The 26874-nt window shown below is 36.1% G+C and carries 25 protein-coding genes and 2 pseudogenes; 4 read left to right on the top strand and 23 right to left on the bottom strand.

Annotated features, from left to right (window positions below; all coding sequences use genetic code 11):
* Positions 1-23: 23 nt before the first annotated feature.
* On the top strand, positions 24-1118 hold the full coding sequence (locus tag MHB53_RS24015) for a M24 family metallopeptidase (protein ID WP_340923391.1): 1095 nt from the start codon (positions 24-26) through the stop codon (positions 1116-1118).
* Between the two features lie 106 nt (positions 1119-1224).
* On the opposite strand, the gene ald is transcribed toward MHB53_RS24015, so the two are convergent.
* A complete protein-coding gene (gene ald, locus MHB53_RS24010) occupies positions 1225-2340 on the bottom strand; it encodes an alanine dehydrogenase (protein WP_340923389.1) in 1116 nt (371 codons plus the stop codon).
* Positions 2341-2699: 359 nt separating this feature from the next.
* Here ald and MHB53_RS24005 point away from each other — a divergent pair, with 359 nt between their 5' ends.
* Positions 2700-3158, top strand: a complete 459-nt coding sequence (locus MHB53_RS24005; protein ID WP_340923387.1) for a universal stress protein — start codon at positions 2700-2702, stop codon at positions 3156-3158.
* Positions 3159-3506: 348 nt separating this feature from the next.
* On the opposite strand, the gene argH is transcribed toward MHB53_RS24005, so the two are convergent.
* The 11 genes and pseudogenes from argH to sppA form a co-directional block, all read right to left on the bottom strand.
* Positions 3507-4877: an argininosuccinate lyase gene (gene argH, locus MHB53_RS24000; protein ID WP_340923384.1), complete on the bottom strand. Its 1371-nt coding sequence runs from the start codon at positions 4875-4877 to the stop codon at positions 3507-3509.
* The gene (locus MHB53_RS23995) at positions 4874-6085 is read right to left on the bottom strand and encodes an argininosuccinate synthase (RefSeq protein ID WP_340924957.1); all 1212 of its coding nucleotides are present in this window, start codon (positions 6083-6085) and stop codon (positions 4874-4876) included. Before MHB53_RS23995 ends, argH begins: the two co-directional genes overlap by 4 nt.
* A 457-nt stretch (positions 6086-6542) precedes the next feature.
* Positions 6543-7041 (bottom strand): annotated as a pseudogene (locus tag MHB53_RS23990) (MogA/MoaB family molybdenum cofactor biosynthesis protein).
* A 28-nt stretch (positions 7042-7069) separates the two neighbouring features.
* Positions 7070-7912, bottom strand: coding sequence for an EcsC family protein (locus MHB53_RS23985; protein ID WP_340923381.1), 843 nt, complete (start codon positions 7910-7912; stop codon positions 7070-7072).
* Positions 7913-7961: 49 nt separating this feature from the next.
* Positions 7962-9155, bottom strand: coding sequence for an acetate kinase (locus MHB53_RS23980; protein WP_340923378.1), 1194 nt, complete (start codon positions 9153-9155; stop codon positions 7962-7964).
* A 12-nt stretch (positions 9156-9167) separates the two neighbouring features.
* Entirely contained in the window at positions 9168-10157 is a 990-nt protein-coding gene (locus MHB53_RS23975) for a class I SAM-dependent methyltransferase (RefSeq protein ID WP_340923375.1), read from the bottom strand.
* 177 nt (positions 10158-10334) lie between these two features.
* Positions 10335-10835, bottom strand: a complete 501-nt coding sequence (gene tpx / locus MHB53_RS23970) for a thiol peroxidase (protein WP_340923372.1) — start codon at positions 10833-10835, stop codon at positions 10335-10337.
* A 121-nt stretch (positions 10836-10956) separates the two neighbouring features.
* Positions 10957-11409 carry a GerW family sporulation protein gene (gene ytfJ / locus MHB53_RS23965; RefSeq protein WP_340923369.1) on the bottom strand — a complete coding sequence of 151 codons (453 nt, stop codon included), beginning with the start codon at positions 11407-11409 and terminating at the stop codon, positions 10957-10959.
* The gene (locus MHB53_RS23960) at positions 11390-12025 is read right to left on the bottom strand and encodes a DUF2953 domain-containing protein (RefSeq protein ID WP_340923364.1); all 636 of its coding nucleotides are present in this window, start codon (positions 12023-12025) and stop codon (positions 11390-11392) included. The genes ytfJ and MHB53_RS23960 overlap by 20 nt, the downstream gene beginning before the upstream one ends.
* A 159-nt stretch (positions 12026-12184) precedes the next feature.
* Complete coding sequence (locus tag MHB53_RS23955; protein ID WP_445661479.1) at positions 12185-12706, bottom strand: RDD family protein; 522 nt, start codon at positions 12704-12706, stop codon at positions 12185-12187.
* A gap of 13 nt (positions 12707-12719) precedes the next feature.
* The gene (gene sppA / locus MHB53_RS23950) at positions 12720-13730 is read right to left on the bottom strand and encodes a signal peptide peptidase SppA (protein ID WP_340923361.1); all 1011 of its coding nucleotides are present in this window, start codon (positions 13728-13730) and stop codon (positions 12720-12722) included.
* Between the two features lie 134 nt (positions 13731-13864).
* Between sppA and MHB53_RS23945 the strand changes: the two genes are divergently transcribed.
* The gene (locus tag MHB53_RS23945) at positions 13865-14665 is read left to right on the top strand and encodes an NAD kinase (protein ID WP_340923358.1); all 801 of its coding nucleotides are present in this window, start codon (positions 13865-13867) and stop codon (positions 14663-14665) included.
* Positions 14666-14718: 53 nt separating this feature from the next.
* On the opposite strand, the gene rarD is transcribed toward MHB53_RS23945, so the two are convergent.
* The 10 genes and pseudogenes from rarD to refZ form a co-directional block, all read right to left on the bottom strand.
* Complete coding sequence (gene rarD / locus MHB53_RS23940; RefSeq protein ID WP_340923355.1) at positions 14719-15636, bottom strand: EamA family transporter RarD; 918 nt, start codon at positions 15634-15636, stop codon at positions 14719-14721.
* 206 nt (positions 15637-15842) lie between these two features.
* The gene (gene mbcS / locus MHB53_RS23935) at positions 15843-17420 is read right to left on the bottom strand and encodes an acyl-CoA synthetase MbcS (protein ID WP_340923352.1); all 1578 of its coding nucleotides are present in this window, start codon (positions 17418-17420) and stop codon (positions 15843-15845) included.
* Between the two features lie 210 nt (positions 17421-17630).
* Positions 17631-17825: an alpha/beta-type small acid-soluble spore protein gene (locus MHB53_RS23930; protein ID WP_340923349.1), complete on the bottom strand. Its 195-nt coding sequence runs from the start codon at positions 17823-17825 to the stop codon at positions 17631-17633.
* 239 nt (positions 17826-18064) lie between these two features.
* A complete protein-coding gene (thiI, locus tag MHB53_RS23925) occupies positions 18065-19273 on the bottom strand; it encodes a tRNA uracil 4-sulfurtransferase ThiI (RefSeq protein WP_340923346.1) in 1209 nt (402 codons plus the stop codon).
* Positions 19273-20418, bottom strand: coding sequence for a cysteine desulfurase family protein (locus MHB53_RS23920; RefSeq protein ID WP_340923344.1), 1146 nt, complete (start codon positions 20416-20418; stop codon positions 19273-19275). Before MHB53_RS23920 ends, thiI begins: the two co-directional genes overlap by 1 nt.
* Before the next feature lie 147 nt (positions 20419-20565).
* Positions 20566-20871 carry a hypothetical protein gene (locus tag MHB53_RS23915; protein ID WP_340923341.1) on the bottom strand — a complete coding sequence of 102 codons (306 nt, stop codon included), beginning with the start codon at positions 20869-20871 and terminating at the stop codon, positions 20566-20568.
* Between the two features lie 217 nt (positions 20872-21088).
* Positions 21089-21454, bottom strand: coding sequence for a DUF4180 domain-containing protein (locus tag MHB53_RS23910; protein WP_340923338.1), 366 nt, complete (start codon positions 21452-21454; stop codon positions 21089-21091).
* A 274-nt stretch (positions 21455-21728) separates the two neighbouring features.
* Positions 21729-21865 (bottom strand): annotated as a pseudogene (locus tag MHB53_RS23900) (IS1595 family transposase); the annotation flags it as partial.
* 200 nt (positions 21866-22065) lie between these two features.
* Positions 22066-23775, bottom strand: coding sequence for a septation ring formation regulator EzrA (gene ezrA / locus MHB53_RS23895; protein WP_340923335.1), 1710 nt, complete (start codon positions 23773-23775; stop codon positions 22066-22068).
* Positions 23776-24098: 323 nt separating this feature from the next.
* Positions 24099-24755 (bottom strand): forespore capture DNA-binding protein RefZ, encoded by a 657-nt coding sequence (refZ, locus tag MHB53_RS23890; protein ID WP_340923333.1) that lies wholly within the window; start codon positions 24753-24755, stop codon positions 24099-24101.
* Positions 24756-24916: 161 nt separating this feature from the next.
* On the opposite strand from refZ, the gene MHB53_RS23885 reads away from it, so the two are divergent.
* On the top strand, positions 24917-25396 hold the full coding sequence (locus MHB53_RS23885; protein WP_340923330.1) for a GAF domain-containing protein: 480 nt from the start codon (positions 24917-24919) through the stop codon (positions 25394-25396).
* 43 nt (positions 25397-25439) lie between these two features.
* Here MHB53_RS23885 and MHB53_RS23880 read toward each other — a convergent pair whose 3' ends face one another.
* Positions 25440-26864 (bottom strand): sensor domain-containing diguanylate cyclase, encoded by a 1425-nt coding sequence (locus MHB53_RS23880; protein ID WP_340923328.1) that lies wholly within the window; start codon positions 26862-26864, stop codon positions 25440-25442.
* Between the last annotated feature and the right edge of the window lie 10 nt (positions 26865-26874).

The following is a 26874-nucleotide window of genomic DNA, read 5'->3' as shown; positions in this document are numbered from 1 at the left end:
TTATTATTTAGGAGATGGAACTCATGACTCACAGATTGCATAAATTAATTAATTGGATGAAACAAGAAAACATTGATGCTGCATTTATCACTTCACCTGATAATGTTTTTTACTTAACAGGATTCCGTAGTGAACCACACGAAAGACTATTAGGACTAGCAGTTTTTCAAACGGAAGAACCTATCCTCATTTGCCCTGCAATGGAAACACTTGATGCTAAGAATTCTGGTTGGGAACACGAAATTTTGGACTATAGTGATACAGACAATACCTGGGACCTTGTTGAAAAATCGATTAAACGCCGTATCACTAAAATTACCAAATGGGCGGTTGAAAAAGAACATTTAAACTTGGAAAGATACGAAGAACTTGCTAATCGTTTTAATGATGCAACTTTCGTCCGAGCAGAGGCAATTCTTCATGAACTCAGAATGATGAAAGATCCCAATGAGATTGCCCTTATAAAAACAGCATGTGAACTTGCTGATTTCGCTGTCCAAGTTGGTATGAATGAAATCGCTACTGGAAAAACCGAACTTGATTTGATTGCTACGATCGAATATGAAGTAAAGAAAAAGGGTGTTTCCGGTATGTCCTTTGATACGATGGTTTTAACTGGCGCAAATGCTGCATTACCACACGGTACACCTGGTCTCACGAAAATTAAAAAAGGTGATCTCGTTTTATTCGATCTTGGTGTCGTCTATGAAGGATACTGCTCCGATATTACTAGAACAATCGCTTATGGCGATATTTCCGATAAACAAGCAGAAATTTACAATACGGTATTGCAGGCAGAAGAAGCTGCAGTGGAAGCTGTAAAGTCTGGTATCACAGCTTCTGATTTAGATCTAATAGCAAGGGGGATTATTCAAGAAGCAGGGTATGGTGACTACTTTCCACATCGTTTAGGACACGGGATGGGCATCAGTGTACATGAGTATCCATCCATCACTGCCACCAATGATTTGATAATAAAATCTGGAATGGTTTTTACAATTGAACCTGGTATTTACGTACCAGAAGTGGCAGGAGTTAGAATTGAAGATGATGTACTTGTTACAGAAAACGGTGTAGAGATATTGACAAAATTCCCCAAATCACTACAGATCGTTTAAACAAACTCTATTAGAAAAACAACCATCTAAATTTTTTCTAGATGGTTGTTTTTTATTGTCTAGCCACGACGTACCAGTGCTATCGGTGCTTTCGTTTTTTTTTACATTATTGTAATAATTGTTTTGTTTCTTCATATGGAAGTTCTAATGATTCAGCTACTGCACGGTAAGTAACATGACCTTTCAGCGTGTTTATACCCTTTAACAATGCCTCATCATGTAAACAAGCTAGCTTTAATCCTTTATTTGCAATTTTCAATGCATAAGGAACAGTTGCATTTGTTAAAGCAAATGTCGAAGTTCTTGGAACAGCTCCAGGCATATTTGCAACCGCATAATGAACTACTCCATGCTTCACATATGTTGGGTCATCATGTGTTGTAACTCTATCCGACGTTTCAAAAATGCCTCCTTGATCAATTGCAATATCAATTACCACTGAACCAGGTTCCATCGTCTTAATCATTTCTGTTGAAACTAGTTTTGGTGCTTTTGCACCCGGAATCAATACTGTACCGATTACAAGATCTGATTTGCTTACAGCAGCGGCGATATTGTATGGATTTGATATCAATGTGCTAACATTATTTCCAAATATCTCATCCAATTGACGTAGACGTCCCGGATTTAAGTCGATAATATTCACTTGCGCCCCAAAACCGATTGCCATTTTAGCAGCATTTAACCCTGCAACTCCACCGCCAATAATTGTAACTGTTCCACGTTGGACACCAGGAACCCCAGATAATAAAATGCCTTGTCCACCATAATTTTTCTCAAGGTATTGCGCACCTACTTGCACTGCCATTCTTCCAGCAACTTCACTCATTGGTGTTAATAAAGGTAGGCTGCCATTTGCAAGTTGAACTGTTTCATAAGCAACACCCGTAACTTTTTTAGCAATCATTGCTTTTGTCAATTCTGGCTCAGCAGCAAGATGTAAGTAAGTAAATAAAATCATTCCTTCACGAAAAAAGTGATACTCCTCACGTGCCGGTTCCTTTACCTTCATTACCATTTCAAATGACCAAGCTTCGTCAGCGCTGTTGACAATTTTCGCGCCCGCTTCTTTATAATCCTTATCAGTGAATCCCGAAACGAGTCCGGCTTCAGTTTCAACATAAACTTCATGGCCTGCTGCCGTTAGCGTCATTGCTCCAGCAGGGGTCATCGCAACACGATTTTCATTATTCTTTATCTCTTTTGGTATTCCGATCTGCATTACTTCGTCCTCCTGTTCGATGAATCCTACCTTACCAATATAACATTTTCGACAATTGATAACAGCAATTTTCCATTAAAAGTGAGGTAATTCAGTGATTCATGAATATAAGAGACTAGCTGTGTTAAATAATACGAGTAATTACTCCCCTGACATTACTTTTTTATCAAGATTAACTATTCATCTATTTCTTCCACCATGCTAACAGTATGCATCTCTTTTACCCTCATTGATTGTTCATTGAACCTTTAGCTACTCACTCATAATTTACCTTTTTTCACCTTTTTCTGTTATTCGATATTTGAAAACGGAAATACTAGCGTAAACATGTTAGAATAAAAAGAAGGAGGCGATTACAAATGGAATTAGCTTATCGGAACATATTAGTTGCGGTTGATGGTTCTAAATCTGCCGAGTGCGCATTCAAAAAGGCCGTTCAAATTGCACTAAGGAACAATGCCCAACTCACTTTAGTTCATGTAATTGATACGAGGTCATATGTTTCAATCGAATCATATGATGGAACGATGGCAGAACGAGCTGTAAATTATGCGGAAAACCTTCTAAATGGTTATCAACAACAGGCCAAAACACAAGGTCTTCAAAATTTAAAAACGATTATTGAACGTGGTTCACCAAGAAGTGTCATTCCAAAGCATACTGCAAAACAAGTAAATGCTGACTTGATTATATGTGGCGCGACTGGGCTAAATGCCGTCGAAAGATTATTAATTGGAAGTGTCTCTGAGTATATTACTCGAGCTGCCAACTGCGATGTTCTCGTCATACGTACTGAACTGGAAGATAAAGTAGAATAAAAGTACAAACATTAAATAATTATAACAAAAGCAGTCCAATTGCATCTTAATTGGACTGCTTTTACTTGCATTTTATATTGATGTAATGTCAAAAAGCATCGATCATTTAACCGGTCGATGCTTTTGACTTCAAAGATAGAGATTGACTCGATTCAAATTACTTAATTAATCGGCATCCTAATCGTGTCCTTTATAGAGGTTGTTCAAAAAGTCACCAAATGATAAACGGCGAATTTCTTCTTGCTCGGTTTTTCCGGTTCTCACGTATTAAAAGCATACGTTCCGATCCTCAAAATCTTCTCGCCTCGAACTTCTTGTTTCTATTTTGGCACCATTTTGAACACGCACTTATAGCAATTGTTGTGCTTTATTTATTTGTTTCTTTACTTGCTCAAAACCAGTACCACCGTAAGAATTTCTTCTTTTTACTGCTTCAATCGGAGACAGAACTGTGAATACATCTTCTTCAATATCTGCACATGCATCTTTAAGTTCGTCCAATTTTAAATCAAGTAAATAACAATTTTTATTAATACAGGAAAGAACGAGCTTTCCAACAATTTCATGTGCATCCCGGAAAGGAATTCCTTTAGCCGCTAAATAATCTGCTAGTTCAGTAGCATTGGAAAAGTCTTGATGAACAGCTACTTCCATTGAATCTGTTTTCACTGACATTGTTTCTATCATGCCCGCAAAGATTTTCAATGAACCAGTAATCGTGCGAACTGTGTCAAACATTCCTTCTTTATCTTCCTGCATATCCTTATTGTACGTAAGTGGTAAACCTTTTAAAACGGTGAGCATAGACATCAAATTCCCAACAACTCTTCCACTTTTACCGCGAATTAATTCTGCCATATCTGGGTTTTTCTTTTGCGGCATGATACTACTGCCAGTGGCGTATGTATCATCAAGTTCAATATAATTGAACTCTCTGCTCGACCAAAGAATGAATTCTTCCGCTAGTCTGGACAAATGGGTAATCGTCAAAGCGGAATTACTTAAAAATTCCACAATAAAATCTCGATCACTCACAGCATCCATACTATTTTCGTATACGCTCGAAAATCCTAATAGCTCTGCTGCATAATGGCGATCAATTGGAAAAGTTGTACCAGCAAGTGCACTTGCCCCAAGTGGGGAAATGTCGATACGCTTTAAACTTTCAGTGAAACGTTCCTTATCACGTTCAAGCATCCAGAAATATGCTAGTAAATGGTGTGCAAATGAAACGGGTTGCGCCCGCTGTAAATGCGTATATCCTGGAAAAACAGTCTCGACATTTTTCTTCGCCTGTTCCACAAGCGCTACTTGTAATTCATTAATATGCGAAATAATCACTTCAACTTGTTTTTTTAAATATAGATGCATATCTGTTGCCACTTGGTCATTACGACTTCTTCCTGTATGCAACTTTCCACCAACTGCACCAATTTCCTTAATTAGCATCTTTTCTAAATTCAAATGAATGTCTTCTTCTGAGGCAGAATATTCAAGCTGACCAGCTTCGGCTTTTATCTTCAAACTCGCAAGACCTTCTGCAATTATTTCACTCTCTGGAAGCGGAATAATATTTGTTTTTCCAAGCATTTTCACATGGGCAATACTGCCTTCAATATCTTCAAAAACAAGCTCTTGGTCAAAAGAGATAGACGCACCGAATTCTTCAATCCATTGCTCTGGTGATTTTGAAAATCGTCCTCCCCATGCTTTTTTCATGCTTTAATACCATCCTTTTTATGAATCATACTGTGAACTTCTGTTGGTAGACCCCAAAGTTTAATAAATCCTACAGACGCTGATTGATCGAATTCATCAGCAGATGTATATGTTGCAAGATTTTCATCATATAAAGAATTAGGCGATTTTCTACCTTCAACTATCGTATGGCCTTTAAATAATTTCACCCTTACTGTCCCATTTACATATTGTTGCGTTTCTTTAAGGAATGCAGTAAGTGCTGGTTTTAGTGCTGAGAACCATAGTCCATCATAGATTAACTCAGTTAGTTTCTTTTCGATTACTGGTTTAAAATGAGCTAATTCTTTTACTAACGTTAAATCTTCTAATTCTTTATGCGCCGTTAATAGAGTCATAGCACCAGGGCATTCATAAATTTCACGAGATTTGATACCAACCAATCTGTTTTCTACATGGTCAATACGGCCAACGCCATGTTTTCCAGCAATTGTGTTCAACTCTAAAATTAATTCACTTAATGGATATTTTTTTCCGTCAATAGATACAGGAACCCCTTTAACAAAATCAATTTCGATTACATCAGGAGTATCTGGTGTGTTTTCAAGAGCGGTTGTTAAATCATACGCATCTTCTGGCGGTGCAACCCATGGGTTTTCTAAAACTCCACACTCATTTGCTCTTCCCCACAAGTTTTGGTCTACAGAATATGGGCTGTCTAGGTCGATAGGAATCGGAATCCCTTTTTCTTTCGCATATGCGATTTCTTCCTCACGTGACCAACTCCATTGACGAACAGGAGCTAATACCTCTAAATTTGGATTCAACGCTTTAATCGAAACTTCAAATCGCACTTGGTCATTACCTTTTCCAGTACAGCCATGTGCAACAGCATCTGCATTTTCTTGTTCTGCCACTTCAACCAATTTTTTAGAAATCAATGGTCTTGATAGTGCAGAAACGAGTGGATATTTCCCTTCATACATTGTGTGCGCCTGAAGTGATAACAATGCATATTCATTAGCAAATTCTTCTTTCGCATCAATGATGTGGCTTTTCGAAGCACCCATTTCTAATGCTTTCGATTGAATAAACGCTAAATCTTTCCCTTCACCAACATCAAGACAACATGCGATAACATCGTAACCTTCATCAAGGAACCATTTAATTGCTACAGAGGTATCTAAACCACCGGAATATGCAAGAACAACTTTCTTTTTCATGAATATAGCCTCCTATTTATGATTGTATAGTTATACATAATTATTTATTTTTAATCATTTAATATATAGGATATTACCACATAGAATTCATAATATCAATACTTATTCATAAAAATGTATAAATACTTATAATAAGTAGATGGAATATGCGAAGGTTAATTTAAAGAGAAGAACAAAGACGAGAAACGTCGAAAAGAACATCCTTATGTTACGAGTGTATCTCAATTTGTATAACTAACAAATCGATAAAAGACACAGTAAAATTCTGATCACTCAGGGTAAATTCCAACTGAAATTCTTTAACTAATTGTAATTCACATGTATTACTGGCCGATCAGTTTTTTTATGAGCCACTCACGGAATTTGCTGATACTCAACAAATTTGCTATTTCAAATACAAAAACCCTCTCTCGAATTTGAACATCTCGAAGAAGAGGGTCTCTCTATATGAGACAAAAAGATCCTAACGAATCTCTTTGTCTTTTATTACTTCCCTAACAACATGAACTAGCTCACTGAGAATAAGTTTTCCAATGCTAACCTTACTGCACCTGCAGAACCTGGCATGATGAAATCACCTTATTTTCATAGTTCCTGCTGCTGCCCTTGATAGCATCGCAACAGAACCAATGTCTTCTGTATAACTAAGCATTTCTAAACAATTCACCAAATTCAACTACATCTTTTTCAAATAAAGCAGAAACAGATTCATTTGTCACATCACGTTTAGCTATACCTGTGCCACCTGTGAGCAAAATAACATTCCCTTTATTCTCTCTACTGACCGTTTGAACCGCTGAATGAATCACTCTACTATCATCTTCTACAATTTAATAACATCGAACATATTGACCTTCTGCCATTAGAAGCTGTTTTCTTAGCTTTCCACTTTTATCGGTCACTTCAGTTCTTGCATCACTAACTGTGATAATGGCTTGATAATGGCACAGGATACTTGAGATGAATGCTTCAGTTTATGAGCTTCTACACTCATATAAACTCACCATTTTTTTCTAGCAAATGCTTATATTGATAATATTTCACTGCAAAATGAGTAATCTTTCTTGTCGTATTGTAATTTACCCCTGCTCCTACCGCCATCGAAAGAATTGGCACACCGGACAATTTCTTCTTTGAAAACATGAAAATTAAACTTATTTTCAATAAATGTTTTAGAGGTTCATCAAGCCATGTTTGATCGATGATTCGTTCATGAATATCGAAGTAAAATTCTTCATCACTTTTTTGCAAATCATCCATTAAATCTTCCCAACCAAACATTTTCAATCGATCCGGCATTGTCGCAGTGTTATACACTTTGACCGTCTCTAATAAACCAGCTGGGGTTTGCACATCATACCCGTATGACATGGCGATAACTTGAACAGCCCGTAGATTAATTACAAGTGTGGCAAGAAAGTCACTCCCTACTAATAGTGTTTGTCCGGAGCCTGCTCCGCCACCTTGTAATAAGGAGTAAATTCGATGTTTCGCTGCCTGTTGCTCAGCTAAAAACGTTAACTGATCCACAGGCATCTGTCTCATATCTGCCAAAGTTGTAATTTCGCTGTCCATTGATCTAGCTGATTGCAAAATTCTAGCACTCGCTTCATTTTGAAATTGCGCTCCACGAATCAATGAATTAACTTGAAAAAACCAATTATCCATTTTCTCGAAAAATTGTGCTTGTAATGTGGGAGGAAGGAGTGTAAATACTTGATCCATCCATTTATCAAATGCATTTTCTATATCCGTAGACTCATATTCAAAAAATGATTGGCGCCAATCCTGTAATTCTTCCCAAAGCTTTTCATCTCTTTTTGTCAAGTTCATTGAAATCACTCCTTTAGGGCTATGAGTTATCCATTATTCATTTCTTCCTTTACTGTTCTTCTGCTAAGCGAACAACATCTCTAGCAATCATTATTTCCTCATCAGTAGGGATAACAAGTACTTTTACAGGAGAATGAGGATAATTTAGGAATGTTTCTTTTCCTCGAATTTTATTTAAATCCGGATCCCAATAAACTCCCATAAATTCCAATCCATGTAAAACCTTCGCTCTAATAACATCACTGTTTTCTCCGATACCTGCTGTGAAAATTATTGCATCAATACCAGACATACGTGCAGCATAAGATCCAATATATTTATGGATTCTATCTGCAAAAATATCGAGCGCTAACTCCGCACGGTGATTTCCTGCTATTGCTTCATTATGGATATCACGCAAATCACTAGAAAATCCAGAAACACCGAGCATTCCAGACTTTTTATTTAATACATCCAATACTTCATCGACTGATTTCCCTGTCTTTTCCATTAAATATGGAATTAAAGCAGGGTCAATATTACCGGATCTTGTACCCATTGTAACACCAGCTAATGGGGTAAAGCCCATGGATGTATCAATTGATTCTCCACCTTTAATTGCGGCAATACTCGCTCCATTTCCAAGATGACATGAAATCAAGCGAAGTTGAGAAAGCGGTCGTTCCAATAGTTCTGAGGCTCTCTGTGACACATATTTATGTGACGTTCCATGAAAACCGTATTTACGGATACCATAAGTTTCATAATAGTCATATGGTAGACTATAAAGAAAAGAGCTTTCTGGCATCGTTTGGTGAAATGCTGTATCAAAAACTGCTATGGATGGAACATCTGGAAGTGCTTTTTGGAATTCTATGATTCCCGTAACATTCGCTGGATTATGAAGGGGTGCAAGCTCGGATAAGTTTTCTATTTGCTCCAGCACTTTATCTGTAATCAAAACCGAATCATTAAAGGTTTCACCACCATGTACAACACGATGTCCTACTCCTTCGATTTCGGATAAGGATTCGATCACGCCAAGTGATGTTAATCGATTCAGAAGAATAGCTACTGCTTCTGCATGATTTTTTATATCCTTTACTTCTTTATGGTGTTCTCCATTTACGAAAATCGTAAACACGGAATCAGGTAAACCAATCCGTTCAAATAATCCTTTCGTTATAACTTCTTCACTCGGCATATTAAAAAGCTGGAATTTAATTGATGAACTCCCAGCATTTACTGCGAAAATTTTAGCCAATACTATCATCCTTTATTCTTTATTTTCTTTAAACCATTTTTCCATTCCGTATAACATTTTATTTAGAGCTTTTTTATTAGATAGTTTCGGGAGTGTCGCAAGTAAGACTTCCTTAGGCGCTTTTAAACCCGGCATTTTTTTTTGAAGAATGAATAAGCTTTTTGCTGCATTCTCATCTTTAAAAACGGACAGTGGTAACTGGATAATTCCTTGAATATGAACATTTTTTTGCAAGTATTTATGAAGCTTTGGTGCTTCATTCGTTTCAAATAATCCATTAGGAATTAAAAAAAACAGATATCCACCAGGTAGTGTATGATTAATGCTTTTCTCCATCAATAAATGATGGGCATATGCGTGTCCACTTTCAGCATTTAATTCAAATGAAGCTGCCTGCTCATCATTCGGATAGTATCCAACCGGCAAATCACAAACAACTGCATCAACTGGATCAATAAATAACGATTCTAGTGCATCTTGATAAAAGAGTTCAATACGCTGTTCTTGAAGACTTGCTCCAACATATGCAAGCTTTAACAGTAGATCATCTACATCTACACCGTATGCTTGGATATTTATGTTATTATTGTACCCATTTATAATCGTTGATAGTAAATTACCTGTTCCTACAGCAGGATCCATCATCGTCAAATCAGTTCGGTTATTTAAAAATTTCCCCGTAAAGTAACTGATCATATGCCCGATCGTATCTGGGGTCATTTGATGATTCGGCTGTACATGATCTTTCGTTCCTTTTAATAGGGCTAGTTGATAAGCTTTGCGGATTTCCTCTGGAGAGAATGAAGCTATTGTAACTTCTTCATATTTTTTTCGAAGACGTTTTTTCGTTAGATCATTTATATTTTCCTGCACTATATCCTCATGAAAAAGATTTTCGCCTGTTGCAGCTAGTGCTTCTAAATATGTACATTCCAGTTCTTCCTGTAATATCTCTGCTGTTTCATCAAAAACTGTATATAGTATTTCTATTTGGGTCATCATCGTTCCAACCTCCTATCTCTATCCTTATTTATATTTTAACTTTCAGTGCCCTTGCAAACAAGAAATAAGCTACATTAACAAATGAAGCAGTGATAAATCTGTGAAAACGGAAGAGTTCAATAAGGATTCTGACATAAAAATAGCCCCGGAAAGTAATCCAGGGCATATATTCATTTCTTATTTTGCTTGTTTAGCAGCTTCAAGTGCTTTATCATAATCCGGATGATCTGTTCCCTCAGCAACATATTCAGCATACACAACTTTGTCTTCACTATCAATCACAAAAACACTGCGCGCTAATAGTCGCAATTCTTTCATAACAACACCGTATGCTTCTCCAAAAGAAAGATCACGATGGTCGGAGAATATTTTTGCATCGTTTAACCCATTTTCTTTCGCCCAACGCGCTTGTGCAAAAGGTAGATCGGCGGAGATTGTATAAACAGAAACATTGCCAAGATTACCAATTTCATCATTAAAGCGTTTTGTTTGCAGTGCGCAAACTCCAGTATCTACAGATGGAACAACACTGATAAGTCGAACCGTTCCTTTATTATCGCTTAACTTCACTTCGGATAGATCATTTGCAAGAACTGTAAAATCAGGCGCACTCTCGCCCACCGTCGCTTCATTACCAATTAGCGTGATTGGGTTTCCTTTAAACGTAACTGATGCCATAAATCTATTCCTCCTTAAATATAAGTATGTATCTATCATTATCGATAATTACTAAGGTTGCAAGGATAATGATTCGAGAGTGTAAAAAACTCGCTCAAATAAGCGAGTTTTCAACGATAGGTCAAATATCAAAATCAAAATCCTTTTCACTTTGACCTGCGTGCTTCTCTTTATTGTTACTGCTTTTTTGACTTATCATCCTTTGCACTTTTTCAATTGCACCTGGAGCAAGATCGATTAACTTTTCAAGTAAATGCGTGTTTTGTTCAAGGTGGAGCATATTTACTCCCTCTTTATTTACGATCAAAAAAGCGATTGGCGTAATCGAAACACCGCCGCCACTTCCCCCGCCAAATGGAAGTTCTCCACCTTCCCCTTGTGAATCACTACTACTTTGTCCACCATTAAACTCGCTTCCACCCATAGCAAACCCAAAGCCTACCTTCGACACTGTTAAGATAACCCCTCCATCAGGTATTTCAACTGGGTCTCCGATAATCGTGTTGACATCAATCATCTCTTTTAAATTTTCCATTGCCGTTGTCATTAATCCTTTAATTGGATGTTCGCTCATCGCCAGTCCTCCTTTTAGCCACTTCATGTTGAAATTGATTAGACAAATTTAGCTTCTTCCAAGTTCGATATAACTTCCAACCTGTTTTAATAGTATTTCCTGCACTTACAGTTATCATACAGTGCAGTTCTGTCATAACTACATACTGATGAAAATCTGGTACAACATTAATTAAGGGGCTTTTTTTCACTCGGAAATGACTATTAATATAAGCATTTACTGCTCCTTTAAAAGACCAAACAACACCGGAAGTAATTGCTGAAGTAGATGCATTCCCCATCCCAATTTTCGTTTGCCAGTTTAACTTTTTAATGACGACTTTTCGAAAAAAGTGGCTGATAATTTTAATAAACGGTTTCATATCAGTGTGAATACCAGTTATTTTTTCCTTTAGAAAATGAAGATCATCATATGTTTCTGGAGAATCTTCACTTTTTTGTAAATTTATTAATGAAAATTCCTTCTTTACTTTAATAAGATTAAACAATGTTTTCACTTGGATCTTTATATCATTATGTTTAAATCCCAAACGAAGCTTTATTTCCACTTTAATTGCCATGGTCATTAAGATAACGAAGATCAATATTAATGTAAGTATTGTACCGGAAAGAACCATATTATCCCTCCAGCATTAAAGTATTTCCTACTTTCAAAAAAATAAACCCGCTAAAGGAAGCGAGTTTATCTTTCGTTGTTATTTGGCCAAAACCAACCATTGTGTTGTTAGCCAATATTCCTTTATGCTTGTCGCCCCAAACAGGCGCTTCCGCTTTTCTTACATGCGATCATGAATAACTGCGGTATCAGCAAACATATCATGCAATGCTTGTTTTTTTGGAGTAAAGGCGGCAATTGCATATAAAAATTTTAATGTAACTGATATAAAACGTCCGATGCCTTCTCTAAATACAACTGTCCCCCATGAAAGTCCAGGTGTTTTAAGCGAGATCACTTTTAATCCAAATACCATCTTTCCGAGGGTTTGGCCTAAATATTTTGTCATAAGGATAAAATATAAATAAAATACAAGCCCCGAAATGATCGCATATGCAGAAAAAATGCCTACCCTAGATAAGGAGATGTCTAATAACCGAAATACCGGTTTCACGAGCATCCCATTAATACTGAAGATAACAACGCAATCAAGTAAATATGCCCAGAAGCGCATCCAAAATCCTGCATAATGCGGTGTTGCGATAACGGATGTTGATTCCATAGGGATTTCTCCCATGCCATGGACATCTACAACAGCCTCATTCTCGAGCTGATTCTTTTCTAATGAATATTCCTTCGTCATCATTCCACCTCCATTATTCTGAATATAAATACATCAATCTTGGTGCATTCGGATGAGATAATAATTTCAGAATGCCAGACATTTCTGCTTCCTTACCGCCAATTTTTTGTGCAGCCACACCGAATAATGAACCAAGTCCGCTAGCACTTGATGAATAACTTACTACTGCTGCATCTTTAAGTGGTTTATAGTCTTTTTTCAATTGCGCTATAACATCTTCGCGGTAACCGAAGTCATCAATTAAGCCTACTTCTTTTGCTTGACGACCATCATAAATTCTTCCGTCAGCTAATTCGCGAACTTTAGCTTCAGACATGCCACGTCCCTCAGCGATTATTCGAACAAATTCATCATAAGAATTTGCTAACATTGACTCTAAAATCACTTTTTCCTCTTTCGTCATTTCACGATAAGAACTCATAATATCCTTATAGGGACCGCTTTTAATAGTCATAAAATCAACGCCATATTTATCAGCGAGTTCACTAAAATTCACACCTTGCATAATGACACCTAAAGATCCTGTTAGCGTTTCTGGACTAGCATAGATTTTATCTGCGGGTGCTGAAATATAATAGCCTCCTGATGCCGCCATTGCTCCCATAGATATGTATATAGGTTTTTTGGTTTCTTTTTTAATATCTACTAATTTCTTATGAATCTCAGCTGATTCATTTGTGCCTCCTCCAGGAGAATTCACATAAATCATAATCGCTTTAACTGATTTATCATCCTTTACATGATTAAGCTTCTCCATAAATTCCCTGTGCATATAACCGCTTGAAAAAATAGATGGTGTTTCACCAGTGTCTTGGATCACTCCATCCACTTCAAGCACCGCTATCTTTTTCGCCATATTTCCTGATTCAATTGTTTCTTCCACAAATGAAGTACCACTAATAAAATTATCCTCAATTATCTTAGAAAAATCAGTAAACAAAAATGCACTAGCTGAATTAATCACAAGTGAAACACATAGAACTCCAGCAGCAATTCCAAGTGCTGCCCATCTTTTCCCGTTCATAAAAACTCCTCCATTTCTATACTACCTTAATATAGATACGTGCCTTCCTTTTAAAAAGTTTCAAACTCATGGTAAAATAAAGACATACATATTATTGTAACAAATATTAGAAGCTAATCCGAGGAGGAGTTAAGATGGAATCACGTAAAAATATATTCTTTTTTCATAAAAATGATACAACTAAAGCGGAAAAAATCGCTGCCCTACATGAATTAGCCGAAAGACATGGGTTTTCTGTTGTAGATAATTCACAATCTGCAAATATTATTGCCAGTATCGGTGGGGACGGCACTTTTTTACAAGCAGTTAGGAAAACTGGCTTTAGACAGGATTGCCTGTATGCAGGTATTTCTACTGATGGAACAAAGGGCCTGTACTGTGATTTTCATATTGATAATATGCATGAAATGGTTGATGCCATGACAATGGCGCAAATTGAAGTAAGAAAATATCCAATTATCAAAGTTGATATTGATGAAGAAGGATCTTTTTACTGCTTGAATGAATTTACGATTCGATCGGGAATTATCAAAACCTTAGTGATGGATGTTTATATTGATGGTTTTCACTTTGAAACATTCCGTGGCGATGGTATGGTCATTTCCACACCAACGGGAAGTACTGCCTATAATAAGTCAGTTAAAGGAGCAGTCGTCGATCCACTAATCCCTTGTATGCAAGTGAGTGAAATGGCATCGTTAAACAACAATCTGTATCGAACGCTCGGATCATCTTTCATATTAAGTGATGGACGCAAACTTCTTTTAAAAGTTGTACAAGATGGAAATGATTATCCAACAATGGGGATGGACAATGATGCCTTAAGCATTCAACATGTTGAAAAAGTCGAAATCCAATTAACCGACAAACGCATCAAAACCATTAAACTAAAAAACAACTCATTCTGGGAAAAAGTAAAAAGAACATTTTTATAATATACAAAACGAGCATCGCGTAGATGCTCGTTTCTTATTGCTAATGCCTGATTTTAAGCTGTTTTACTGCTTTGTGTTTTACTTTTTCCCGACCAATTGATAGTTGAAAAAGTAATGAAAGCTAGTGCACCCCAAATAAAGGAGAACGCAATGATCTGGATCGTACCAAAAGGTTCACCATATAGAAATACCCCTAGAAGAAGCATAAGTGTGGGTGCAATATATTGCATAAATCCCATTAAGTATAAGGGGATTTTTTGTACACCTTTTGCAAAATAAAGTAACGGGATAGCTGTTATTGCTCCGGATGCGATTAATAAACCATCTGTCACTATCGATCCGGAAAATAATGAACTACTCCCATTAAACATTTGAATAATTATATATATAAAAGCAATAGGCATAATAACTAGCGTTTCAAGTGTAAGTCCAATGGATGAGTCTACCTTAATCATTTTTTTCACAAGGCCATATACCCCAAAAGACAATGCAAGTCCAAAAGACACCCACGGAAATTGGCCGTATGAGATCGTTAAAATTAACACACCTCCTAATGCCAGAAAAAAGGAAACGACTTGAATGGAGGATAATTTTTCTTTTAATACGATTACGCCTAGTAAAATACTTACTAGAGGATTGATATAATAACCAAGACTTGTTTCTACAAGCATGTTCATATTTACTGCCCAGATAAATAAAAACCAGTTAATACTAATGAGTAGTGAAGCAGCACCAAGTGCAATAAATGTTTTTCGATGATAACGTATTTGTTTTAAATTATTTAATAAGATTGGAAATTGTCTACCTATAATTAATACAAGGATCATGAACCAAAAAGACCAAAATATTCGGTTTGCTAAAATTTCTCCTGCTGATATATGGCTTAACTGCTTCCAGAAAATAGCTAATATTCCCCATAAGGAATATGCCACCCCAGCGTATATTATTCCTTTACGTTCATCATTTGTCATTGTAAAATCTCCTACTATTTTGAGTCTCGAAATAATATTCATTATATAAATCAAGCTTATTAAGATGCTATTTAATCTACCATTTAATCTATCTATTTTTTTATTTACTAACATAACAAAAGTAGTTACGTTAAGCCGTATAATGTTACCCGTTAACGTGGTTTTTTTAAAAAACAGACCGAAAAAGCAGTCTGTTTTCTTTTTATCTATTGGCTATCCTGTTCGCTTTTTCTTAATTCCACCCTCATTATTTTGCCTGATGCAGTTTTTGGTAATTTTTCGACGAATTCAATTTTCCGCGGATACTTATATGGAGCAGTCATATTTTTAACGTGGTTTTGCAAATTGGATACGATGTCGAGGTCATTTTTATTAACGCCTGGTTTTAAGATAACGAACGCTTTTACAATATTTCCTCGTACTTCGTCAGGACTTGCGACAACTGCACATTCCTGAACAAATGGATGCTTTACAAGTGCATCTTCTACTTCGAATGGTCCAATGGTGTAGCCAGAGCTGACGATAATGTCATCACCACGTCCTTCAAACCAGAAATAACCTTCTTCATCTTTTTTAGCTTTGTCACCTGTAATATAATAATCACCACGAAATTGCATCGCAGTCCTTTCCGGTTCCTTATAGTACATTTTAAATAGTGCAGGAGTATTGATGTGAACAGCAATATCCCCTACCTCACCTATTTCGCATGGTTCACCAAATTCATTAATGATTTCCACATGATTTCCCGGAGTCGGTTTTCCCATCGATCCTGGTCTTAATTCCATGCCTTTAGTTATCCCAACAAGCAATGTGTTTTCCGTTTGACCATAACCATCGCGAACATCAACATTAAAATGCTTGCGGAATGTATCAATCACTTCCCTATTTAACGGTTCGCCGGCCGATACCGCACTACGTAAATGATCAAGCTTAAAATCTGATAAATTATCTGCTTTTGCCATGATTCTATATTCAGTAGGTGTACAACATAGAACATTTACATTATATTTTCCCAAAAGAGTCAGATACTTTTGAGCATCATATTTTCCATGATAGACGAAGCTTGTCGCCCCTGATCCTAATACGGAAAGGAATGGACTCCATATCCACTTTTGCCACCCTGGCCCTGATGTTGCCCAAACCACGTCTTGTTCTTCAATACATAGCCAATTTGGTGCCGCTGTTCTTAAATGGGCATATCCCCAACCATGTGTATGAACAACTGCCTTTGGATTACCTGTCGTTCCTGAAGTATATGGAAGAAATGCAGTATCAGTATTCATAGTATCCGCTATTTCTAACTCGCTTGAAGCCGTTTCTGCTAATTGTTCCAAAGATTCCCAGCCATCAATTGAAGGTCCTATAGCAAGTTTTATTAGCCCCTTTGCATTTTCCAATTCTTGAAACTGATCGATATACGGATAATAGCAAACAATGCCTTTTACATCTCCATGAGATATCCTATAATCCAAATCCTTAGCCTTCAACATTTCCGAACTTGGTATAACTATAATCCCCATTTTCAAAGCCGCTGTGTATACCTCATATGCTTCTATTAACCGTGGAACCATAACTAATATTGTATCGCCTTTTTCAAATCCCTTTTCTTTAAAAACATTACCTATCTTATTCGCATTTTCTAGTAGTTTTTTATATGTAATCTCTTTCTTAACACCTTGTTCATCTTCCCATTTAATCGCAAGTCTTTGCGGTTCTTGTGCGAATCTTTCTATCTCTTGTATGATATTATATGTTTCTGGCGCTATTAAATTTTCAGTATTCATCCTTCATCCTCCTTCACGTTCATTACTTCATTATACAAAAGGAAGAATACTTTGAACATGATTAAGGATTATCGGCTCAAAACCGCCACGTCGTGTGGCAAAGCCGATATGATCCACATCGTGTGGACCCAAGGATTATCAGCTGGAAATGTTACGTAGAAAGGAAGCGGGATTAATCCCGCTTCCTTATAGCCATTTATATTAATTTGTTTACTGTGATTGGCCACCTAATTGTTGTTCAGCCATTTGTACAAGACGTTTTGTGATTTCTCCACCGACAGAACCATTTGCACGTGAAGTTGTATCTGCTCCCAATTGAACACCGAACTCAGTTGCGATTTCGAATTTCATTTGGTCTAAAGCGTTTTGAACTCCAGGTACAACAAGATTATTACTGTTTGGCATGTGTTTTCACCTCCTTGTACAAATAGATTGTGCGAAAACACATGCCTTCATGCAATAAAAACGTTGGTAATTCTTCCTTTTCTTCCTTCAAAAGAAAATTTTTTCCGATGACGTTACACTTAGTAATTTTTCTTCCATGCCCTTCAGTATTAACCTTATCCTTTAACAATATAAGTAAAGGAAAGATGACAAGCTTAAAAAAACTCGCCATTTAGGATTTTGTACTCTTTAAGATTCACTTAAAACAAATCTTCTTCAGAATCGATTTTCGAGCGTTTTCGGCAACTAACAATAATCGTTTCAGTTTTCTCTACCGCTTCCGTCAACAAAGGATCCCAGTCAAATTTCTTTTCATACATCGTTATTTTATCTAATTTTGGACGCGTTTTTGGCGCAGGTGGGGTAAAAATAGTACAACAATCTTCATAAGGGCGATTAGAAATTTCCATCGTATCAATATCTTCTGCAATTTTTATTATGTCTAACTTGTCCATCGTAATGAGCGGACGAATAATTGGAGTACTTGTAACGTCATTAATTGCAAACATGCTATCCATCGTTTGGCTTGCTACCTGTCCAAGACTTTCTCCCGTAACAATCGCTTGTCCTTGACGGTTCTTTCTAATCTCATCTGTTATGCGTAACATCATTCTTCTTGTTGCAGTCATTGAATAAGCTTCAGGAATTTCATTATGTATTGTTTCCTGAATAACTGTAAATGGAACGATATGAACTTTCACGCTCCCACTGTATTGACCAAGTTTTTCAGCCAAATCCAGAACTTTTTGCTTCGCTCTTTCGCTAGTAAAAGGTGGACTATAAAAATGAACTGCTTCTACAATAACACCGCGTTTCATTGTCAAATACCCTGCGACTGGACTATCGATACCTCCTGATAGCATAAGCATTGCTCTCCCAGATGAGCCAACAGGGAATCCACCAGCACCTTGAATCACTTCTCCTGAAATATATGCAGCTTCTTCTCTTACTTCTACGATCAAGTTAATATCAGGTTTCTTCACATCTACTTTTATATCTTCTGTATGGATGAGAATATGTGCACCAACTGCATGATTTAAGCCATTTGAATCATATTCAAATTTTTTATCTGATCTGCGTGCCGAGACTTTAAATGTATTTCCTGGAATATGGGCTTGCTGAATAATATGTAACGCAGCAGCCCGGATAGCTTCAATTTCCTTTTCCGTTTTGATCGCTGGACTAAATGATTGAATACCGAATACCTTTTTTAAAGCCACAATGACTGATTCCGCTTCTTCTCCATTTAAAAGCACATACATTCTATCCCAATCAGATTCAATTTTAATTTTTTCAAAATCTTGTAAAATAAATTTAATATTTTTCTTTAACTTAGTGACGAAATGTTTTCTGTTTCGCCCTTTCAAAGACATTTCGCCATACCTAATTAAAATTCGATCATAATTCATTATATTCGCCTCATTACCTTATTTAATCGTTGTAAAATTTTGCTAAGCGCTTGGAAAAAGATCTCCGCTTCTTCTAGCGTATTTCCATACGATAGACTGATTCGTACTGCACCGATAGCTAATTCACCACTGACTCCCATCGATTTTAATGTAGTGCTTGGCAGCTTATCCTTCGATGAACATGCACTTGTTGTAGAAAGAACAATTCCTTCCTCTTCTAAAGCATGGACGAGCACTTCTCCTTTTAGCCCTTGAGCAGAAAAATTGATAATATGCGGAGCTGCGATTACTGGAGTATGAATAATGATGCTAGGTATGGCTTGTAACCGATCATATAGGAAGCGATGAATTCGTAAAAGCTCCGCTCCCTTGTTTTTCCGATTTAACTCAACCAGTCGCAATGCTTTTGCCATTGCAACAATACCTCCAGTATTCTCTGTCCCACTTCTCATCTTTAGCTCCTGATTTCCTCCAGAAATGAGTGGTTCCAGTTTTACACCTTGTCTTTTAAATAAAAAGCCCGTTCCTTTCAAACCATGGAATTTATGTGCTGAAAACGTACAAAGATCCAGAAACAATTCATATATATCAATGGGTAACTTCCCTGCAGCTTGCACAAAATCCACATGAAAAAGAATCTTTGGATAGTTTTTTAATAGTCGGCCTATTTCACCTATCGGTTGTATAGACCCCGTTTCATTATTCACATACATGATTGATACGAGCGTCGTTTGTTCCGTTATCGCAGCTTTTAAGTCGAAAACGGACACGACACCATTCTTATTTACTGGTAAATAAGTGATATCAAAACCCATTGATTTGAGCTGCTCACAGGGTTCTTTCACTGACGGATGTTCAATCGCAGTAGTAATGATATGATTACCTCTACCTCTATGCATAAAAGCAGCACCTTTGATCGCCAAATTATTTCCCTCTGTTCCACCAGATGTAAAATAAATCTCTGCCGGTTTTACATCACATAGATTCGCTATTTGTTCACGAGCGCGAGTGAGCAACTGTTCTGATTTTCCACCGAAATTATGAAGAGATGATGCATTCCCATACATATCACTACTTACCTTTATATAAGCATCCAGCACATCTTGATGAGGCTTGGTTGTCGCACTATTATCAAAATATATCAATATAAACACCTTCTAAGTGAAATTCATTATGCAGTTTTATATCATATCATACATTTTTATCCCCGAAAACAAACATTTACTTTAGAAAGATGATTACTCTTTTGCTTTACTTGAGAAGTATGAATTCGTTGCTGACAACATTCCTCATTAATTTCTGTCAGAATCTAAAAATTCTTTTCGGCTTTGTATACTTTTCCATCCTTTAATAGAAATAGCACAAATTATTGAATAAAAGATGATTCCACTAAGCCAAAATGGTATAGTTTCCGGTATAAAGTTTAATATTGAAAAGTTAAACATATTCGTTAAATACTTACTAATAATAGAATATAGATACACAAATACTAGTAGAATAAGAATATTCTTAACATACGGACCAAAACGCCGTTTCTTTTTATCCCAGCGAATATATGCTAAGACTAAAGCAAGCGTGATAAACATATTCCAATTCATTTTTTATACATACTCCCCCTAGATTAATTTTTCCTTGTCTTTCCAACTTTTTTGGATCATATCTTATCTTTATATTATGTTGATAATTGGATGAAAATTAAAGGAAACCCTATTTAAAAAGCTTCCTCCATTCTTGTTCAACTAACGCACTCCGCTCTTAAAGTACAACCTTTCACAATCTTCGATATATAAAAGGAATTATGTTCATTAGTAATGATTACACCATACTTAATTTTTCAATTGCCTGCTTTTCATCTGGAAAGAAAAATATATCTTTCCCTTTATTACTCTCATAGATAAAGTCTTTCAAACTCTTACTTGAATATACAGAAAAGTCTCCTACAACGGCTATTTTCACATGATAATTAATAAACTTTTGTAATATTTCCCCTGCAAGTTTCGTACTTAAGTGAAAAAAGTCCTCACATATTGCCGATTTATTCAAAATTATACGGTTACAGCCAGTTTCATACTGTACTGTCGCCATAAAATCCAATGCCGACTGAACATCTTTTATTAGTATCTCGGTACTGCTTATAACAGCAATTTCAATATTATTCTGTTTAACGGTATTTGTTTTCATTAATAGTCCTCCATTTCGGTAAATAAGTTTGTTGTACAAATCCTCTGATTTTTGTTTGATTTTCTGGAACATTAATACATCTAATTATATTTTACAGTAGATGAACATTGCTATCATGAGTCCTTGTTGAACAAACCTGCATCCGTTGGTTGAATAGTATTTACACATTAAATTTTGGCAGTCTCAAACTGTCACATGTGTCTTTCATTTCAAATACAAATGATGTTAAAAAAAACCAAGCAAGGTTAATTATCAAGATATTTCGTAGCCACGCCTTTAAAGCGGTGATTAAACGACCACCAACAAAGGAAGAAAGTTCTACATAGCGTTTAACTCATTGGTAAACTTGTTCTTTTTTGTAAGTGGTAATTTGTCGATATACTTTAACAAGTTGCTAAATGCTTTGCTCACCTTGATAACCTTACTCGAACGTTTGTTCCTGTTATTGATTATATCAAGAGTTCGGACAGGCATACAATATCAACATTTACCTTTAACAGAGCCATTAATATAAAAAGCAGTGAATTTCTGTTTAGAAATTCACTGCTTTTTTACTTATAGTGGATTCATTGTCATAACCTGCATACGGTGGCTTACGTTTTTCTTTATCATCAAACGTTTTTATCGTCGTTTAATATTTCTTCTATTCGTTTTAATGCGCCAGGTTCGACTGCTTCAACCGCTGTGGCTGCCTGTTCAAGCGCTGATTTATACTCATAATTTCGAAACGATTGCTCTGCTTGTTCTAGTCCAGAACGCAATTCAGGATGCCGGACGCGATAACGATTTCCGTATTGAATAACTTTTTCCGCCAAACGAGCATTTTCTATATGATCTACTGTACGTGTATGTAAGTGATCAACCGTATCTTTCGCATCAGTCAGATACTTTTGAACTGACTTCATATTAAGAGGTTTTTCATTTAAACTTTTATAGACATCTTCAATTTGCTCTTCAGACTGATCATATAAAGATTCAAAATCACTTGGTAATCCTGGCATTTTACTTTTTTGTACAATCCTGATAATTTCATTGATTTTCTTTTGAATAAATTTCAAACTATCTCTAGCCTCTAGTTCATCTTTACGTAGATTTTGCAATCGATCTGTAAATTCCGATTGCTTATCCTGCATTGTTTGCAACTCCATCTCAATTTCCTTTAAATCTTCACTTAAAAGAGAAAATGCGGATGTCTCCTCAGATATTTTTGCTTTCAATAGATCATAACGCTTCATAAGTTTTCCTAAACTTTTCTCAAATGATTTAGGAACATCAAGATCATTATCAAGTAATTGATAGCTATTTCTCACCGTATCTGTTTCGGCTGCAATTTCCTTATTCACATCCACTAATTGTTCGATAACAAATCCGATTTTTTCATTTTCTTTCATCACATAATGTTTTTCATACACTTCTTTTTCTAACATATCATAGAGCATTTCGAGTTTTTCCTTCATATCGTCGAGGCCATTTTCAACTTCTTCTACCTCTGTATTCTTAAGAAATTCCCTATATGTTTCTAGTTGCTTTTCTAATTCTTGAAGTTGCTTTTCTAGTTGCAGATGTTCCAATATAAAGCCTTGTTGGATCATTTCCCTGTATCCATCAGCAAGCTCATTTTTCTGTGTTGGAATTACTGTTTGGCATTCCGTCAATAAATCAGGTATTTTCTCCATTTTGTCTTGTAATTGGGTCATTTCGTCAGCTAATGTAAGAACTAGTTCACGTGCTGATAAATAGTCTCCTTGGTTCGTTAGCTCTTCGTAACCAGCTATCTTTTCTGCTGTCGTATCAAGCATCTTTTCCAATTGTTCCGCAGCTATTCCATATGTATAGCGATGCACGAGTATATTTTTCTTAGCCAGTTGATACTGCTTAAGTATTTCTTCTATTTCTATTCGGTTTTTTTCTTCACTCGCGACTAGCTCGGCTACCTCTTCAAGGATTCCATCTATTTTTTGGTCTATCTCATCACTGACTACACTAATTTTTTCAAATATATCCCTTGCCTTATTAAATCTATATTTATCAGTATAATCTTCAGCGTCAAATAACATTTCATCAATATTCGGAAGCTTGACCGCAACAATATCATCCCACGTTTTCCGCCAGCCTTCGAATAATACTTCTGTTTCACCTATCATATTTAATGTTTTGACCTTACCCATTTCTTCGATAACAGGACGATGCATTAACTCCATTTTTTTTGATTCAAGACCATCTATTTCTTTATAATACCTTTTCCTGTATATGTATCCCACCGCAAACACAATAAGTAAAAAAATTATCGTAACAATGATGATTTCTACACCGTATTTCATTGTAAGCCCCCTGTTCCATCCATCAATCTAATCAGCAATATATAGTAAAATCGTTAATTTAAGGTTATGTTCTTCTATAATACCATGAGAATGACATGTTTTGACTAATAAAAGCATTTTTCTCCTGTTTTTTTTAGGATTAACAAAGCCAAATTGGTTTTCGATCTATATATGTTTACATTCCACGAAAATAATTACTTAAGGTAAAGTACCAGTACATCATATAAACTGACTAACTGACTTTTGCGGGGGGAATTGTTGTGATCATTGTCCAATTTAATTTATATAAATGAAAAAAATCGTCTTTTAGAATGACGATTTCATTAGATCATATGCCGTATAGGTACAGGACTCAAGTGGCAAATTTCCTTAGCATTGCTAATTGAAGCGTCTATCCATCCTTGTATTGCATCCAAATACTTATCTGCAAAATACCGCTCTTGCGGAATAATTCCCCACACTTCCCTAATATACTGACTGTTCAAATAAGGCATCATTAGCATTCCTTTTAATTGAATTATAAATAGGTCCATCGGGAATAGCATTCGTTTATCTTGAAATAGTATTTGGATCATTTTTTTAAAATAAAAGCGTTCCTTCATCATATAGGAAGAAATGACTTCTCGAGTTAGCTGTGAATCAATCGAAACCTCCCGCCATATAAACCGCGCTAGCAAATGATTTTCACTTTGAAATTGAATAATTCTTTTGAGGGCTCTATTTAAACATACATTGGCATGATCGATTCTTAATTTTCCCGCCTCTTCCTCAAGACATGCTACATAAGGATCAAAAAAACTGATAAGACACTTTTCTAGCAATCCTTGTTTCCCTTGAAAATAATAGGAAATATTAGCGGCATTTACATTTGCACGACTAGCAATATCTCTGATCGTTGTACCTTGATAACTTTTCGTATTAAATAACTCGATTGCGGCATCCATAATTGCTTGCTTTGTCGTTTTACCTTGTACAGTCATTTGCTTCCCCTTCTCTTTTCTTGAATATTTTAAATTTATATGCAAAAATAAAACGATATATAAATAATTTCTCTTTGTTTAGATAAATTCCTTTGTTTAGTTCTCGACAGTTTATTTAAAGACAGGAGAATATTGTAAATTTTTGTAGGAGGATGAGAAATTTGTTTGAAGTAAAGGACTATAGTGAAGACCGAGTGAAAAGCTACAATCTCTTGATTAAACAATTAGACGCCTTACTTGATGGGGAACCGAATCGTATCGCTAATCTAAGTAATGCTTCGGCATTATTGGGTCAATTTTTAGATAGAATTAACTGGGTGGGCTTCTACCTAACTGAAGGAAGCGAACTTGTCCTAGGACCTTTCCAAGGCCTACCTGCCTGTGTAAGAATTCCACTTGGCAAAGGTGTTTGTGGTACTGCAGCAGCACAAAAAAAGGCAATCGTCGTTCCTGATGTTCAGGCATTTCCAGGTCATATTGCTTGCGACGCAGCATCTCAATCAGAAATTGTTATCCCATTAGTTATAGACGGTAAAACAATTGGCGTTTTAGATATTGACAGCCCTGAGAAGAATCGGTTCGATGATGTTGATAAGGTACAGCTTGAAAAATTCACGGAAACACTTCTAAAATACATTTAACATTAATATAAAAAACAGGCCCATTGTTGATTAAGGCCTGTTTTTATTCTTTAAAAGATTGAACTTCTTTTATATTTATTCTATTTTTCCCCGCTCGTTTTGCCTCATAAAGAGCAGTATCAGCTCGATTAAATAAATGTTTCACTTCATCGTTTTGCCCAAATATCCAATTGGAAATACCAAAAGTCACAGTTACTTTCGGCTTTGTTGCTTTAGAAATCACCTCACGAAGGCGCTGAGCAATTTGAATACCGATAGCTAGTTCTACATTAGGCAAATACACAGCCATTTCTTCTCCACCCCAGCGAGCACCAATATCAGTTAATCTTAGATAACCTTTAATTAAATTAGCAACTTGAATTAGCACCTCATCACCCACTTGATGACCGTATGTATCATTAATATCCTTGAAATCATCAAGATCCATTAATATAAATGTCCCTCCACGATCCGATTTCATCGAAAGCGCAATCGCATCATTTAAATAATTTCGTGCATACAATTGTGTTAAATAGTCCGTCACAACCATTTTCTCTAATTTTCCCCGTAATAAAGAATTAGTAACTGCTGATGAGGATCTATGAATAAGCGATTGGAATAATCTGAATATATCGAATGTAAAACTATACGGCTCCACACCTACAGCAATCGCTATTCCCTTTATTGTTTCACCGTCAACCATCGGCACTGCCATTATTGTTCCATATAGGCATGCTATGTCCATATCCAGCTGAGCTGTATCTCCAATAAAAATCCCGTCTTTTTCTGCCTGAACTGCGTTGTAAACATAATCAATTAATGCTATTGCATCATCTTTTTGGAAGTAATCTGAACTTTGCTTCAAAACTTTCACTCCTTCATCGATACAAACAAAGCATATTGCCGATGCAGAGAAAAAGCTTGATACCTTTGTAGCTAAATATTGGATTGTCTCCTTGAAGCTCGATATAGTATTTAATTCGTATGACGTCTCATTTATAAACCTCAAATCATCAATCAATTTCCGTGATTGCTGATAAAGTTTCGCATTTTCTAATGCGCTGCCCGCTGTATTAGCTAAAAGCCGTATAAAATCTATTTCACTATTTTTTAATGTTTGTGGTCCATCCGTTTGAACTTGTAATACGCCATATACACCTTGTTTTCCTTTTAATGGTGCGTATATAATAAGACATTCGCCATTTTCCAATTTTAAAGTACCATTTACATAGGAATCTATAGCAGTTACATTTTCCGAATTATATTCAAGCTCTTTTATCGGTAGATCATCTGAATTATTATGATCATTAGACATTAACAAGCAATATTCATATCGGGGAAAAACTTTTTGCAAAGTTTGAATAATTTCCGCAAGCACGCTCGTAATGTCCATCGTCGAATGAAACTTCTCCGTAACATTATATAACTCTCTATATTTTACTTCTTCAAGCGATTTATGTTTAATGGGTTTTGTTCGATTAATGTTCATTTATATGCAC

The sequence above is a fragment of the Bacillus sp. FSL K6-3431 genome, assembly GCF_038002605.1.
Lineage (GTDB): Bacteria > Bacillota > Bacilli > Bacillales > Bacillaceae_C > Lederbergia.
This window is presented reverse-complemented; position numbering and strand designations above follow the sequence as displayed.